The 14,872-nt window shown below is 43.5% G+C and carries 12 protein-coding genes, 3 pseudogenes and 1 other annotated feature; of the genes and pseudogenes, 3 read left to right on the plus strand and 12 right to left on the minus strand.

From position 1 onward, the window contains the following. Both DWX59_RS25605 and DWX59_RS25610 read left to right on the plus strand, forming a co-directional pair. Positions 1-1,670 (plus strand): annotated as a pseudogene (locus tag DWX59_RS25605) (argininosuccinate lyase); the annotation flags it as partial. Between the two features lie 118 nt (positions 1,671-1,788). Further along, the gene (locus tag DWX59_RS25610) at positions 1,789-2,925 is read left to right on the plus strand and encodes a PspC-like choline-binding domain-containing protein (protein ID WP_117562997.1); all 1,137 of its coding nucleotides are present in this window, start codon (positions 1,789-1,791) and stop codon (positions 2,923-2,925) included. A gap of 408 nt (positions 2,926-3,333) precedes the next feature. Here the strand turns inward: DWX59_RS25610 and DWX59_RS25615 are convergent. Beyond that, a pseudogene (locus DWX59_RS25615) lies at positions 3,334-3,558 on the minus strand (transposase); the annotation flags it as partial. A 7-nt stretch (positions 3,559-3,565) separates the two neighbouring features. On the opposite strand from DWX59_RS25615, the pseudogene DWX59_RS29505 reads away from it, so the two are divergent. Further along, a pseudogene (locus DWX59_RS29505) lies at positions 3,566-3,765 on the plus strand (IS256 family transposase); the annotation flags it as partial. 232 nt (positions 3,766-3,997) lie between these two features. On the opposite strand, the gene DWX59_RS25625 reads toward DWX59_RS29505, so the two are convergent. The 11 genes from DWX59_RS25625 to DWX59_RS25675 form a co-directional block, all read right to left on the minus strand. Continuing rightward, positions 3,998-4,978, minus strand: coding sequence for a choline-binding protein (locus DWX59_RS25625; protein WP_235845188.1), 981 nt, complete (start codon positions 4,976-4,978; stop codon positions 3,998-4,000). Between the two features lie 154 nt (positions 4,979-5,132). After that, positions 5,133-6,923, minus strand: coding sequence for a PspC-like choline-binding domain-containing protein (locus DWX59_RS25630; RefSeq protein WP_117562998.1), 1,791 nt, complete (start codon positions 6,921-6,923; stop codon positions 5,133-5,135). A 368-nt stretch (positions 6,924-7,291) separates the two neighbouring features. Beyond that, positions 7,292-8,632 carry a tagaturonate reductase gene (locus tag DWX59_RS25635; protein WP_117562999.1) on the minus strand — a complete coding sequence of 447 codons (1,341 nt, stop codon included), beginning with the start codon at positions 8,630-8,632 and terminating at the stop codon, positions 7,292-7,294. Positions 8,633-9,107: 475 nt separating this feature from the next. Further along, complete coding sequence (rplL, locus tag DWX59_RS25640; protein WP_117563000.1) at positions 9,108-9,482, minus strand: 50S ribosomal protein L7/L12; 375 nt, start codon at positions 9,480-9,482, stop codon at positions 9,108-9,110. A gap of 162 nt (positions 9,483-9,644) precedes the next feature. After that, positions 9,645-10,145, minus strand: coding sequence for a 50S ribosomal protein L10 (gene rplJ / locus DWX59_RS25645; protein ID WP_117563001.1), 501 nt, complete (start codon positions 10,143-10,145; stop codon positions 9,645-9,647). Positions 10,146-10,194: 49 nt separating this feature from the next. Beyond that, positions 10,195-10,342: a sequence feature (ribosomal protein L10 leader region), on the minus strand. Positions 10,343-10,437: 95 nt separating this feature from the next. Further along, a complete protein-coding gene (gene rplA, locus DWX59_RS25650; RefSeq protein WP_117563002.1) occupies positions 10,438-11,133 on the minus strand; it encodes a 50S ribosomal protein L1 in 696 nt (231 codons plus the stop codon). Between the two features lie 188 nt (positions 11,134-11,321). Next, on the minus strand, positions 11,322-11,747 hold the full coding sequence (gene rplK / locus DWX59_RS25655) for a 50S ribosomal protein L11 (RefSeq protein WP_008726238.1): 426 nt from the start codon (positions 11,745-11,747) through the stop codon (positions 11,322-11,324). A 97-nt stretch (positions 11,748-11,844) separates the two neighbouring features. Continuing rightward, positions 11,845-12,363, minus strand: a complete 519-nt coding sequence (gene nusG, locus DWX59_RS25660; protein WP_008726236.1) for a transcription termination/antitermination protein NusG — start codon at positions 12,361-12,363, stop codon at positions 11,845-11,847. Between the two features lie 48 nt (positions 12,364-12,411). Beyond that, positions 12,412-12,672: a preprotein translocase subunit SecE gene (gene secE, locus DWX59_RS25665; RefSeq protein ID WP_117563003.1), complete on the minus strand. Its 261-nt coding sequence runs from the start codon at positions 12,670-12,672 to the stop codon at positions 12,412-12,414. A 26-nt stretch (positions 12,673-12,698) separates the two neighbouring features. Beyond that, positions 12,699-12,848 carry a 50S ribosomal protein L33 gene (gene rpmG / locus DWX59_RS25670; protein ID WP_008726232.1) on the minus strand — a complete coding sequence of 50 codons (150 nt, stop codon included), beginning with the start codon at positions 12,846-12,848 and terminating at the stop codon, positions 12,699-12,701. 241 nt (positions 12,849-13,089) lie between these two features. After that, positions 13,090-14,799: a hypothetical protein gene (locus DWX59_RS25675; RefSeq protein WP_117563004.1), complete on the minus strand. Its 1,710-nt coding sequence runs from the start codon at positions 14,797-14,799 to the stop codon at positions 13,090-13,092. Positions 14,800-14,872: the final 73 nt, after the last annotated feature.

The following is a 14,872-nucleotide window of genomic DNA, read 5'->3' on the forward strand; positions in this document are numbered from 1 at the left end:
ATTGGTGCATCCATGACTTCTTTCGCAGCTCAGGGTTGGGCTGAGGAAGATAGTACTTGGGTATACTACAACAGAGATGGCGAGAGAGCAACTGATCAGTGGAAGAAATCCGGTAACAACTGGTATTATCTGGACAGCGATGGCGAGATGGCTATCGATACCCTGATTGAGGATGGCGACAATTATTACTATGTGGACATCAACGGTGTAATGGCTTCCAATCAGTGGGTAGCGATTACTGGTATTATTTCCAGGCTAATGGTAAAGCATTAAAGAATGGCGATAACAGTAAGGTTACTTTAAAAACTGTAAATGGTAAGAAATATGCATTTGATGAAGAAGGAAAGATGCTGTATGGTTGGGTTTCTTCTGATAATGCAGAACGCGTAGATGATACAGACGGCGATGGCTTCAAAGAGGGTGACTATTACTTCGGCGGCGAAGATGATGGCGCTATGACCGTTGGTTGGCTACAGATGGATATTACTTATGATGAAGCTACCAATGATTACGAAATCGCTCCTGTGTTTAATGATGATGAAGACCAGACCCGTTGGTTCTATTTCAAAGCTAATGGTAAAAAGGTTAAGGCAGAAAATGGCGATTACCAGAAAGAAAAGACAATCAATGGTAAGAAGTATGCTTTTGATCAGTATGGCGCAATGACTGCAGAGTGGTCATTGGATAAAGATGAAATTACTGATAAGGCAAGTTCCAGCAATCCTATTCCTGCATCTAACAGTTCTGCTGGCAGTGTAGATGTTGATGCTAAGTATGCTCAGCAGTGGAGATACTTCAATAGCGTTGAAGATGGTTCCAGGATAAGTAAGGGCTGGTTCAAGGTAGTTGCTGCTGAGTATCTGAACTATGATAAATTTAATGATGATGAAGATGCTTGGTACTATGCAGATGGAAGCGGTAACCTGTATGCCGGCGAATTCAAAACCATTAAGGGCAAAAAGTATGCGTTCCGCGATGATGGCCGAATGATTGATGGTCTGAAGTTCATCAAAGAAGAAGGCAATGGGCTGGATGTAATTGCCGATGACGATGCCACATATAACTTTGACAATGAGGATGATTTTGATGAGAATTCTCTCGCACTGGAAGCTCTTGGCTATAAGTGCTATTACTTCGGTAACGGTGATGATGGTGCTATGAAGACCAATAAAACCACTGTTGAAATTGATGGCGAGAAATTCAACTTCTACTTTGAAAAGTCCGGAAGCCTGAAGGGCGCTGGTAAAACTGGCGAAAAGGATGACAAGTATTATCAGGCAGGTAAACTGCTGAGAGCAGGTTCTGATGAGAAATATCAGGTAGTTGCCGGAATTAAGACGACTGTCGATAGTAAGACAGGAGCAGGATATAAGAAGATAAGTGATGCGAAAGAATTTATTGGTGTCCTGTATCAGTTTAATGCAGTTAAGATGGGCGTGAATGATGATAATGTCAAGAAGTTAAATGAACTCGGCGTAAATAAGAAGGCTGATGATTTGAGCGAGTTATACATCATGGATTATAATACTGATGCTCCTGCAGATACATTTTTCTTAGTTAATACTTCTGGTAAGGTTATTGACAGTAAGTCCAAGAACAGAGATGGTAATGATTATTACTATGTTGTTCAGAAGGGTGGCAAGATTGTAGCTGTTTATGTTGAAGACTAATTTATAGTATTCAATACAACTAATTAAAATCTAAGGGGGAAGCGTTATGGCTGATTGTAATTTAATTAGTCCTAACGCTTTCTTTTTATAAACAGAAAACCAACTTGGAGGTATGAATATGCTAAAAAAGAAATTAACTACCCTGGCTGTAGCTATAGGGATTACTTTATCTATTTCCATACCCGCTTTTGCCAGTCATATAGAAAGTGAAACAACTATGGAAAATGCAGGCGCATATCTGTTTGATTGGCGCTCCATAGACTGCGGAAATGGTCGTTATTTTGCAATTATTGCAGGAGGAGATACACTTTATGAAAGTAATGTAATCCTCAAAAGAGGCTATGATTATGCTTATACTTTCTACCCCAATATGTATTCACGTCCATGGGGACAAATCCCGGATTTAGTTAATATTAATGGCGTATGGGGAATCCCGGAAAATTGGACTTTATTGCCGGAGAACAGTCAATCTACATTGCAGCTAGTATTAATCATGAACAATAATAATTACACAAGCAAAGAGCGGTATATTGATGTCGTACGGCTTCCAGGAGGAGTCTCGGCAGTTGATTTACCTGCCGAAGTCAGAAAATATCTAATTAATGCGGATGGCTCAGATGCAGGTGCCTATTCCGGCACTGAAACTACTGGCTGGATAAAAAATGAATACGGACAATGGCGTTATAGAAAACAAGATGGAACCTTTGTCAGTGATGGTTGGTTAAAGGTTGATGAAAATTCATATTATATGAACTCTGATGGAATCATGCTAACAGATACAATTTCACCTGATGGAGTTTATGTCAATACAAGCGGTGAAAAAACATCTTATATGCCAGGATGGATAGCAAATGAAAGAGGCTGGAAATATGTATTGAAGAACGGATATTATACAGCATCCACATGGATTCAGGATACTGATGGAAAGTGGTATTACTTTGACATGGGCGGTTATATGGCAGCAGATGAAAACACCGCGGATGGATATTATGTTGGCCCTGACGGTGTATGGAATGGACAGCCAAGTACCATTTCAGACAATGTTAATCTTGGACCAGGAATGACTCTTTCCTATGGTTGGGAAGAGTCTAATAATACTTGGAAATACAAGCAGAAAGACGGTACTTATGTGACAGATGCTTGGAAACAGGATAATGGTAACTGGTATTATTTTGGTGAAAATTCAATAATGGTTACGAATCAGGAAACTCCGGATGGTTACTATGTTAACGCCGAAGGTGTTTGGGTACAGTAAATAACTAAATAGTTGAAGATTAAAAATAACATTGAAAATACAAGTTGAATGAATGTAAGGCGAAGCCATTTTGGGGCTTCGCCTTATTTCTACGAGGGTATAAAAAATTTTGTGTCTTTAAGTCGGGGAAAACTGTTTGATTTGAATTAGATATGTATGGTTTTGTAAATATTTGATGATTTATGGTTGCCAAATTATTTATCTATTTAGAGTATTACCATCTTTCGGAGAACTATACATGATTTTGATTTTTTTGCACATAAAACAGGCATTCGTGGTTTTTCAGTTTGTGGGCGCTGCCCACACCTGGCCTCAGGAATGAGACCGGGTTTTTCTGGAAATACTCCTAATGCCGAAGGAATAGGCTTGCCAGGATGTCAGCGGTTCACTGCTCCCGGCCTTCTCCTTTTATAGATATGAAGTCAGTCGCTCCCCATACAACACTATCAACTGATTCAGCACCTGATTCCAGCCACGGTATCTTTGGGTCCATTTCCGAATCACGTTCCCACTTGCAAGGTAAAGCATTTTTTCTAGGGCACTGTCGCTGGGGAACACACTTTTGGTCTTGGTCACCTTCCTGTATTGAGGGTTCAATCCCTCAATGATGTTCGACGTACTATGCCGCTTTCGTGATAGCACGACCAATACGATTAGGGGATTCAACCGCCAGTTGCGAAAAGTGACAAAATCAAAGACCGTATTTTCCTCGGACGATAGTCTGATAAAAATGCTGTATCTGGCGATGATGGACATCACAAAGAAATGGGCCGGTCACCGCCAGGACTTGGGCAGATTCATTCCCAATTGGAGACTTATTTTGAGGAACGGTTATCCTGATTATATACGGAAAAGGGCGGCTGGAGCAGTTTTTCTTGACATGCCTAAAACAGCATTATAATACAAGCAAAGGGCAAAACCTGGATAAACGGCTTTGCCCCTTGGAAACCATTGACATATCTTATATCAGTTTTTTGAGTTTAAACAAAACCTGAAACGGTTTCCTGCCCTTTAGTATTATCCACTAATCCTGTGTTCGTTACCATATAATAGAAATCTTTTAACACTAGAGTCAGGCTTCTTCCTGTTGGGTATTCTGTATGGCTCCTGGCCCTAAGCTTTCAGTATCAACAGTAATCGTTGTAGGTTGTCCATCCCATACACCATTTACATCAACATAATATCCATCAGGAGTCTGTTTATCTGTCACCATGTATCCACCTATGTCAAAGTAATACCAGTTGCCATCCGCCCCCTGAACCCAGGTTGAAGCAGCATAATAGCCATTTTTAAGGACATATTTCCATCCCCGGTCATTCTGTACCCACCCGGGCATATAATTTGTCTTTTCTCCTTTTGCATTTACATATACTCCATCAGGTGTAATGGTATCTGCCAGCATAAAACCATTTTCATCCATATAGTAGTTTTCATCATCTACATTTAACCAGCCGTTGGTGACCAGACCACCATCCGGTTTTCTATATATCCATTTACCATCCTGCTTATCCCAGCCATTTGTAACCGTACCTGAATAGGCTCCGGCATCTGAGCCATCCACGTTTATTAAATATTTCCTGACTTCTGCCGGAAGCGTGGATGAGTCCACACCACCTGGAAGTCTTACGACATCTATATAGCGCTCATTGGTTGGAAGCTTCTTGTTATTTGTTACCAAGGTAATCCGTAATGTAGGCTGGGTACCTTCCGGAAGATTAGCCCAATTTTCCGGAATGCCCCATTGCCCATTTACATTTACTAAATCAGGCACCTGTCCCCATGGTCTTGGAATTGACGGGTTAAAGGTATAAGGATAATCGTAACCTCTATTTAATATAACATCACTTTCATTAATTGTATCCCCACCTACTAAAATAGCAAAATATTTACCATTCTCATAGCCTACCGGACGCCATTCGAATAAATAGGCACCGCAATTTTCCATGACAACTGCATTAGAGGATGTTGTATCTGCTAATGCGGTATGGGTATAAGCAGGTGCTAGCGAGAGAGTACACGCTAATAGAATGGCTTTTAATCGTATTCTTTTCATTTTAAAATACCTCCATATTGAATGTGCAACGAAACTAAATATTTCTAAGAAATGGAATTTTTAAAAAAAAGAAAGCGTTGCAACTAATATAATAGTATCAGTCACAACGCTTCCCCCTAAATTTCAGCTACTCCATCTATTAAACTATTCTAAATTAGTCCTCAACATAGATACCAGCAACACTACCGTCTTTCTTATTTACGGTATAATAGTAATCATTACCATCTTTATTTCTGGACTTACTGTCAACTACTTTACCAGATGTACCTACAAGGAAGTAGTCCTTTGTGCTAAGTTCGGCCTTTGGAATGTAAACTTCCTTCAAATCGGCAAGCTTCTTATTGATATTAGCATCACTCAGAATCTTCTTAGCTGCAGCATCGGTCATACCCTCTAAATCAGTCTTGGTATAGTAAGCAATGCCATTCTCGTCTAAATCCTTTAAGAAGGCGTCAACGTCGTCCAGTTTATCATAAGCTGTGATATCTTCACCTTCAGCTAATGTTTCATCGAGATCAGAGTTCTTCGCATAAGTATTGACTTTTACAACCTGATACTTATCATCAGAACCAGCCTTGATAAGTTTACCAGACTGATAGTACTTATCATCCTTCTCACCTGTCAGACCGGCACCCTTGTTTCCGCCAGACTTCTCAAAGTAGAAGTTATACTTATCGCCATCAATCTCAACTGTATTCTTGTTGGTTCTCATGGCACCATCATCACCATTACCGAAGTAATAGCAGTAGTATCCAGCTGCCTCGAACATTGGTGCATGTAAATCAAAGTCATCCTCATTATCGAAGTTGAATGTATCATCGTCATCAGCAATTACATCTAAGCTGGTGCCTTCGTCCTTAATGAACTTCAGACCATCTATCATACGGCCATCATTACGGAATGCATACTTCTTGCCTTTGATTGTCTTGAATTCGCCGGCATACAGATGACCGCTTCCATCTGCGTAGTACCAGGCGTCTTCATCATCATTGTACTTCTCTTCATTCAGAAGTTCGGCACTGACAACCTTGAACCAGCCCTTGCTTACCCTAGCGCCATCTTCAACACTATTATAGTATCTCCATGCCTGGCTGTACTTAGCCTGCTCTTCAGCAGTAGATATACTTGCTGTTGAAGATGTAGATGGCTTCTTATCAGCATCCACAGACCACTCAGCTACCATTGCGCCGTACTGGTCAAATGCGTACTTCTTACCATTGATGGTCTTATCCTTGGTCTCATCAGCGCTCTCAGAATAAATCTTCTTACCATTGGACTTAAAGTAGAACCAACGGCTCTGATCCTCATCATCAGTAAATACTGGTGCAATCTCTTTATAAGCATCATCGGTTGCTTCATCATATGTGATATCCATCTGCAGCCAGCCAACAGTCATTGCACCATCGTCTTCACCGCCAAAGTAGTAGATACCTTCCTTGAAGCCATCACCGTCTGTGTTGTCAACGCGCTCTGCATTGTCTTCAGCTACCCAGCCATACAGCATACGGCCTTCATCGTCAAATGCATATTTCTTGCCGTTTACAGTCTTCAGTGAAACCTTGTCATTGGTTCCATTGGTTAATGCTTTACCATTAGCCTGGAAATAATACCAGTAGTGGTCTGGCTCGTCATCCTCGCCAGCATCCTCGTTGTCAATCGCTACCCACTGATTGGAAGCCATCACACCATTGATGTCCACATAGTAATAATTGTCGCCATCCTCAATCAGGGTATCGATAGCCATCTCGCCATCGCTGTCCAGGTAATACCAGTTATTACCGGACTTTTTCCACTGCTCGGTTGCTCTCTCGCCATCTCTGTTGTAGTATACCCAAGTACCGTCTTCCTCAGCCCATCCTGTAGCTGCGAAAGAAGTCATGGATGCACCAATAGCGAGCAGTGCTGCTGTTGATAATACAGCAACTAATTTTGTCTGCTTTCTCATAATTAATGCACTCTCCTTTTTCTTTTTGAAATACTTTTTGAAATTCCTAATTGCATTACGAGTTGATTATACTTCGTATATGGAAAATTATCAATAGTTTTTTTGCATTTTTTGCAAATTCTACTAAAAATGCGTAAATTAGACAATTTACCAATGGAAGCTTTCCAACTCCATCACACGCATTTAGTATAGTATAAATCCAAGGAAAATACCATAACATTTACCTGTGCATTTTCTTACGTAATTATTACAAAAAGCAAAGGTCTTTCGAAATTTGTACTTATATTTGTACAATTTGAAGGTATTAAAAAATGATACCCGATTTTTGGTATCAGGTACCATTTTTCTAATGCTCATTTTACTGACAATTATTTTGCCAATACAGCGCTGTACGCTTCTGCCATTCCCTTGCTCTGGATTAAATCGTAGTATTCCTGAACCATCGGAATCATCCCGGTCAGGTCTTCGTGCCAATAGTCTTTACGCCTCATGATGTCTTCTACGGAGGCAGTCTTCATGAACGCAAGGATTTCTTCGCCATCGTTTGCCTTATCGGTACGGTAGAAGGAGATAAGGGCTGCCATGGAGAAGGTGAGGGCTGCCGGGTATGTTCCAAACTTCTCTTTGTATTCCAGTATGGTCGGTAGAACGCGTACCTGGAACTTGCTTACGGAGTTAAGGGCAATGCTTAACAGCAGGTGTTTAATGAATGGATTGGAGAAACGCTCCAGCACAGCTGCGCCGAACTTGCGGTTATCTTCAGTGTCGCCAATGGTAGGGATGATTTCCTCAAAAATGCACTTCTTAAGGAAGGAAGAGACTTTTTCATCCTTCATGCATTCGCCTACGGTTTCAAGCCCGTAAAGATACGCACCTAAGACCATGGAGGTGTGGCCGCCGTTCAGGATGCGGACCTTTCTCTTCTTATATGGATGCACATCATCGGTCCATACAACATTGTACCCGGCTTTCTGGAATGGAAGCTCGTCTTCATGATGCCCGCCGATTACCCACAGATGGAAAATCTCTGCTGTGTCAATTAATTTATCTTCATAGCCAATCTTCTTTGTCAGCTCTTCTACTTCATCTCTTGGATAACCGGTGACAATACGGTCTACCAGTGTGCTGCAGAAATCATTGTCAGTTTCAAGCCAGTTTTTGAAACCGTCTTCCAGCTCCCAAAGGTCTGCATATTGAAGAACACATTTTTTCAGGTTATCACCGTTGTCATCAATCAGCTCACATGGAAGAAGAATCAGGCCCTTTAATCCTGCTTTGTACCTTTTATATAAGAACTGACATAACTTTGCTGGATAGGACTTGGGAGGCATGTCGCTGAGTTTCTCTGTTCCAAGATATTCAATTCCGGCTTCTGTTGTATTGGAAACCAGGACCCTTAAGTCAGGGCTTTCTGCCAGGGCAATATATTCCTCGTACTGTGTATATGGATTCAGCGCCCTGGATATAGAGGTCACATGGGTATGTTCATTAACCACTTCCCCATTGTCAATGCCGCGCAGAAACAGATTGTATTCACAGTTCTGGTCTGCCAGCATCTGGCACATTCCTTTTTCAATCGGCTGTACTACAACAATTTTGCCATCATATAAACCTTTTTCCTGCAGTTTGTGGAAAAAATAATCTACGAAACCACGCAGGAATCCGCCTTCACCAAACTGAATAACTGTCTCTTTTACATTATTGCTCATGATTGCTACCTCCATAGGAATAAGAATTGTGTTACTTTTTGTAAGTGCTTACATTTTCATTTATAGAGCACTTTTGCTTTATTTATGAGATTACTATACAACATTATCTGAAAATGTGCAAGGGATTTTAATGGGAAATTGTAAGCATTTACATTTTAAAACAAATCTTATTGGTTTATCCATACAGGAATCATTTAAAAAGTCTTTACATCTGACTTTTACAGAAGATTTATATTTGGATTTTTATATGGAATACTGAAATAATACACTTTCAAATGCTTCTGGTATACTTGATATTTGCACAGGACCTTAATCACATAATACCTTATTTACATAATACCCTATTTCCATAATACCCTATTTACATAACCACACCCATAACCGTCAACCCACAAAAAGCGGCCCCCAGATTTCTCTGGCAGCCGCCTTGTTACACACTTTTTCAAGATGTAAAATATAAAGATAGAAAGGTAAATTACTTCAGGGTAACCTTAGCGCCCTCAGCCTCTAATTTAGCCTTAACGTCCTCAGCCTCATCCTTGGAAACGCCCTGCTTGATTGCCTTTGGAGCACCATCAACCACGTCCTTAGCTTCCTTAAGGCCTAAGCCGGTAACTTCACGTACAACCTTGATGACTTTAACCTTGTTAGGACCAACCTCGGTCAGCTCTACGTCAAATTCGGTCTTCTCTTCAGCTGCTGCTGCGCCGGCACCTGCTGCTGCAACTACAACGCCTGCTGCTGCGGATACGCCAAACTCTTCCTCACATGCTTTTACTAATTCGTTCAGTTCTAATACGGATAATTCCTTGATAGCTTCGATAAACTCAGCGGTTGTTAACTTTGCCATTTTATGTTCCTCCTGTTTGATATTTAGTATTTGGTATTCAATCTTGAATCTTATTTTAACTCGTATTCAGTTCCTATGGCTACTGAATCATGCATGTTCCAATCTTATAAACTGCTCAGGCAGCGGATGATGCACTGCTGTCAGGCGCAGAAAGGATGGGAATTATGCTTCTGCCGCCCCACCGTTCTTTTCCGCAATCTGATTGAGTACGCGGGCCAGGTTGGTGATTGGGGACTGGATGCTGCCAAGCAGCTTGCCCAGCAGTACTTCCCTGGATGGGATGGTTGCAATAACCTGGGTTCCGGCCTGGTCGTAGTAGTTTCCTTCCACGATGGATGCCTTCAGTTCCAGCTTAGGTGCTGTCTTAGCAAATTCTGCTAAAATCCTTGCAGGAGCGGTCGCATCTTCCTTGGATACTGCTAATGCGGTCGGTCCTTCCAGCTGTGGTTCAAGTGCTGCAAATTCGGTTCCTTCTGCTGCACGTTTAATCAGGGTGTTTTTGTATACCTTGTAGGTCACACCAGCTTCCCTTAATTTCTTACGCAGCTGGGTATCCTGCTCTACAGTCAGACCGCGGTAATCAACGATGACTGCGCCTGCAGCGCCTTCAAGTACTCCCTTGATTTCGTCTACAACTGGCTGTTTTAATTCAACTTTTGCCATGAATGGTTTACCTCCTTATTTTATTCTTGCATTGAAAACCGTCATAGCATGGAATACATAAAGACCTCTCTGCCATATGGACAGAGAGGTCTGCAAAATCTCATCATAAAGAATCAGAGTTTTGTATGTTCCTCGGCAGGCGGTTACGCCTTACACCTTACGGTACCTGCTGTCTCAGGGCATTCAACACTTGTGGTATCATATCATATTGTATGATTGGTGTCAAGACCATTTTCATAAAATGCCGGTTATATGAAATGCCGGCTGACACCGTCTATATTACTGCAATCCATTAGTTTACCAGCTTACCTACATTCAGCTTAACGCCAGGTCCCATGGTTGAGGCCAGGGCAACACTCTTAAGGTACGCACCCTTAACTGTGCTTGGTTTCGCTTTCATGATTGCATCAATAAGCGTCTGGAAGTTGTCCGCTAACTGCTCCTCTGTGAAAGAAGCTTTTCCTACTGGCACGTGAATAATGTTTGTCTTGTCAAGCCTGTATTCAATCTTACCAGCTTTGATATCGTTGATAGCCTTGGTTACGTCCATGGTTACGGTACCGGCCTTTGGGTTTGGCATTAAGCCCTTGGGTCCAAGTACACGGCCCAGACGGCCAACAACGCCCATCATGTCAGGAGTTGCTACAACAACGTCAAAATCCAGCCATCCGTCGTTCTGAATCCTTGGAATCAGCTCCTCAGCGCCAACGTAATCAGCACCTGCAGCCTGGGCCTCGTCAGCCTTTGGTCCTTTTGCAAATACTAAGATACGTACGGTCTTACCGGTTCCGTGAGGCAGTACAACGGCGCCACGGATCTGCTGGTCTGCATGACGTCCGTCACATCCTGTCCTGATATGGACTTCTACAGTCTCGTCAAATTTTGCAGATGCATTCTTCTTAACCAATGCGATTGCGTCTGCTACGTCATAAAGTGCAGAACGGTCTACATTTTTCATAGCCTCTGCATATCTTTTACCTGATTTCATTCTAATAACCTCCTAGTGGTATTGACGGGGAATCTCCCTCCCACGTTCATATAACGGGAAAATGCTCCAGAATTACCCACGCTTCTTTTATCGTGGACTTTCCTTAACTTCCCACGATTGCTTTCAATCGTGGAATTTCCTTTAACCCGATGCCTTGCTCAAGGGCATACGGATCCATACACCAATCCTTATTCCTCGACGGTAACGCCCATACTTCTTGCAGTTCCTGCAATCATGCTCATGGCAGCTTCTAAGCTGGCAGCATTTAAGTCTGGCATCTTTGTCTCTGCAATCTTCTGAAGGTCAGCCTTCTTAAGGACAGCAACCTTGTTCTTGTTGGGAACTGCGGAAGCGGTCTTGATGTTGCAGGCTTTCTTAATCAGTACTGCTGCAGGCGGAGTCTTGGTGATGAAGCTGAAGCTTCTGTCCGCATATACGGTAATGACTACAGGGATGATCATGTCGCCCTGATCTGCTGTTCTTGCATTGAATTCCTTGGTAAACTGAACGATGTTAACACCGTGCTGACCAAGTGCCGGTCCAACTGGTGGTGCTGGTGTTGCTTTGCCAGCTGGAATCTGTAATTTGATATATCCTGTTACTTTCTTTGCCATCTTAGGCACCTCCTAAAATTATGTGGTATTGTCGGGAATGTCCCTCCCACCAGCCCTTGCCCTGCAAAAGCTGATTCTTTGTGTTGCAAAGGACCGCTTACATCCTCTTGACTTCAGCAAATCCCAGTTCAACCGGTGTCTCACGGCCAAACATTTCTACATGCATCGTGATGGTTTTCTTGCTGTCGTTAATCGCCTTGATGGCTCCGACAGTGTCCTTCCATGCACCGGAGATAACAACAACCATATCTCCTACTTCAAAATCGACTAAGACGTCTTCTTCTCTCCTGAAGCCCAGGCTGGCCATCTCTTCTTCTGTCAGAGGAACCGGTTTGGAGCCCGGACCCACAAAGCCCGTGACACCGCGGGTGTTGCGCACCACATACCATGTGTCATCGTTCATGACCATGTTGATGAGTACATAACCCGGGAACATCTTCTTGTCAGCTTTTTTCTCCACACCGTTCTTAAGCTCCACTACAGGAAGCATGGGTACGGATACCTCTAAGATCTGGTCCTGAAGGTTTCTGTTTTCAATTGTCTTCTCAATATCGACCTTGACTTTGTTCTCATAACCTGAGTAGGTATGGACTACATACCAATGTGCTTCTGACATACAATCACCCTCGCCTTTAATTCAATCTCCATCATGAGTTTGCTTCAGTTAAAGAATAAAGCTCAAACCGAACTTCATGACAAAGTCCAGGACTGCAATTACCACGCCAATGAAGATTGACATGAACAGAACTGCCACTGTCTGTTTTGCTACTGTTTCCTTATCAGCAAAGACGATTTTCTTGTACTCTTTTTTCAGCCCTTTGAAAAAGCTTGGCTTTTTCTCCTTCTTAGCTGATTTCTTCTCTGCCTTGTCAGCCTTGGCCGTTTTTTCTGTGGTTTCTACAGTTGACACTGTATTCTCTTCCATATTATCACGTCCTTTACTGAACAGGATTACTTGGTTTCCTTATGCATGGTATGTCTCTTGCAGAATCTGCAGTACTTCTTGGTTTCCATACGGTCCGGATGAGTTTTTTTGTCCTTAGTCATGTTATAGTTGCGTTGTTTGCATTCTGTACATGCCAGTGTAATTTTTGTGCGCACGACTTCCACCTCCACTTATATTATCGTAGTTCACATTTTGCTGCTTAGATACTTAATTTTGAGCATAAAAAAAAGACCTAAGCTCTTCCATTCGCCTGACTACTATACCATACAAATGTGGATACGTCAAGGTTTTTTAGGTCTTTTTTCTGTCTGGCTCCGCATGCCTGCCGGACGTTTTCTGTCCTGCACTGTTTGATTTTACTTACTTTTTCTTTATTAATTGTTATACTTCTGCGTTTTATTTATCCTGCTTCTTTTCTTGTCCTGTCCTGTTTCTGCGTTTATGGTAAAGACAGAAGACCGTTCCTCCTGCCAGGGGGATTACCGCTGCGGCCACTACGGTATATTGTATCCTTTTGTCCGTACCTGGATTTTCCTCCTGCACACCGGGCAGGCCGGACGCTGTATCCGCCATATCTTCTTCCATCAGCTCCGGTTCCTGGACAGGAACCGCATTTTCATTGTCAGGTTCCTGGGTCTCAGTGTCTTCCCCTGACGGCATGCCGCCCACCGCAGCCATGGCATTGGATGGCGTGGCCGTGGCAGGGAGGCTGGCTGCTTCTGGGGATGGCTGGGCTGCAGGGGATGGCGTATAATGATTCCTGCTGCGGCCTCCTCCCCGCCGGATCGGGCCTTCCGGTGCATCGGTCTCCTCCTCTGCGCTGCCTCCGGCGCCGGAGAATCTGCCATAGGAACCGCCCTTACCGCTTCCATATGAACCATAACTGTTTCCATAACCGCTTCCTCCATACCCACCCCATCCATAAGAAAAGGTCAGGCCCTGCCCGGTATGCTCTGGTATGGCCACCCTTATCTTGGGGGTGTCGGCTGCTCCGTCCGGCCATTCAATTCTGGCCTTCACATAAAATGAACGGTTATCTGACTGAAAACGGTAGGTCAGATATTCATCCTCTACAATGCTGCGGTTCAGGATATTGCCTGGTTCTTTCAGGAAATTCTCATATTCTACGGTGCCCTGGCCTCCCTGGGCGGCAGATGTACCCACCTGGTTCTTTTCCTTTGTCCATGACTTTCCGTCGCCGCTGCGGTAGATATACAGGGCTGTGATATCAGGGGGCAGGTTCTGGAACCGCAGCCTGGCAATCCCGCTTCCATCCCCATTGATATTCATGAGCAGGGCTTCTGTCAGGTATGTCTCCGGATCCTTTACCGGATGGGTTGTTTCCGGCTGGGTTTCAGTTTCATCCGGCGGAGCAGGCTCAGGAAGGGGACCAATAAACAGCGGGCTGCCTTCGTTGAATTCCGGGCTTACTTTTATCTGTTGATCCTTGTTCCTGCAGATGATGGCCGGAGTGTCTGGTTTTGTGTTTTCTAATTTTATCTTTCCCTGGTTTAAATTCAGTTTTGCATTGCCTTCCACGGAAATCAGACGGTCTGGCCCGGTGATAAGCAGGTCGGGGTCATTGATGATAAGGGAACCATTGCCCCTTATCCGGATCATGCCGCCTGACCCGTCTTTTTCCCTCCGGATTTTGATTTGCGCCGGGCCGCGGTTGGGATTTGGGACCTCATTGCGGTTTCCAGCCTTTCCGTTCTGGTTTGGGTAACGGTCTGCCCCGGCCCCATCGGTGACGGGCGCTCCCAATAATATGGTCTCGTCCGTAATGATTAATTCCTTGGAAATGACGCCTATCTTATGATTCGTGCCTGTCTGGCGGTCATACCACTCCTTCAGTTCAGCAGGAGTATTGATTTGCTCTTCTGTCTCCGGTGTCCCGGTTTCCTGATGCATGGTTTCCTGGGCAAAAGCACAGGTACCTGCCATGTCTGTGCTTCCCGGCAGCCACAGACAGACAGCGGCCAGTATTGTTATTGGAAGTATGATCCTGCCCCGGTGCGGCATTGACCCGGTTTTCGTATGCTTGATATTGCCAGGCATTGGCGCCGGAGACATTTTCTCAATCCCTTCGGTTCGGTTCTGTACCATACGCATTATCCTTTCTATATGTACCTTATATTATACTGTGGGCGATAAAGAGCGTCAACGTATGCTTTCTTAC

Source organism: Enterocloster aldenensis, from assembly GCF_003434055.1.
GTDB classification, from domain to species: Bacteria; Bacillota; Clostridia; order Lachnospirales; family Lachnospiraceae; genus Enterocloster; species Enterocloster aldenensis.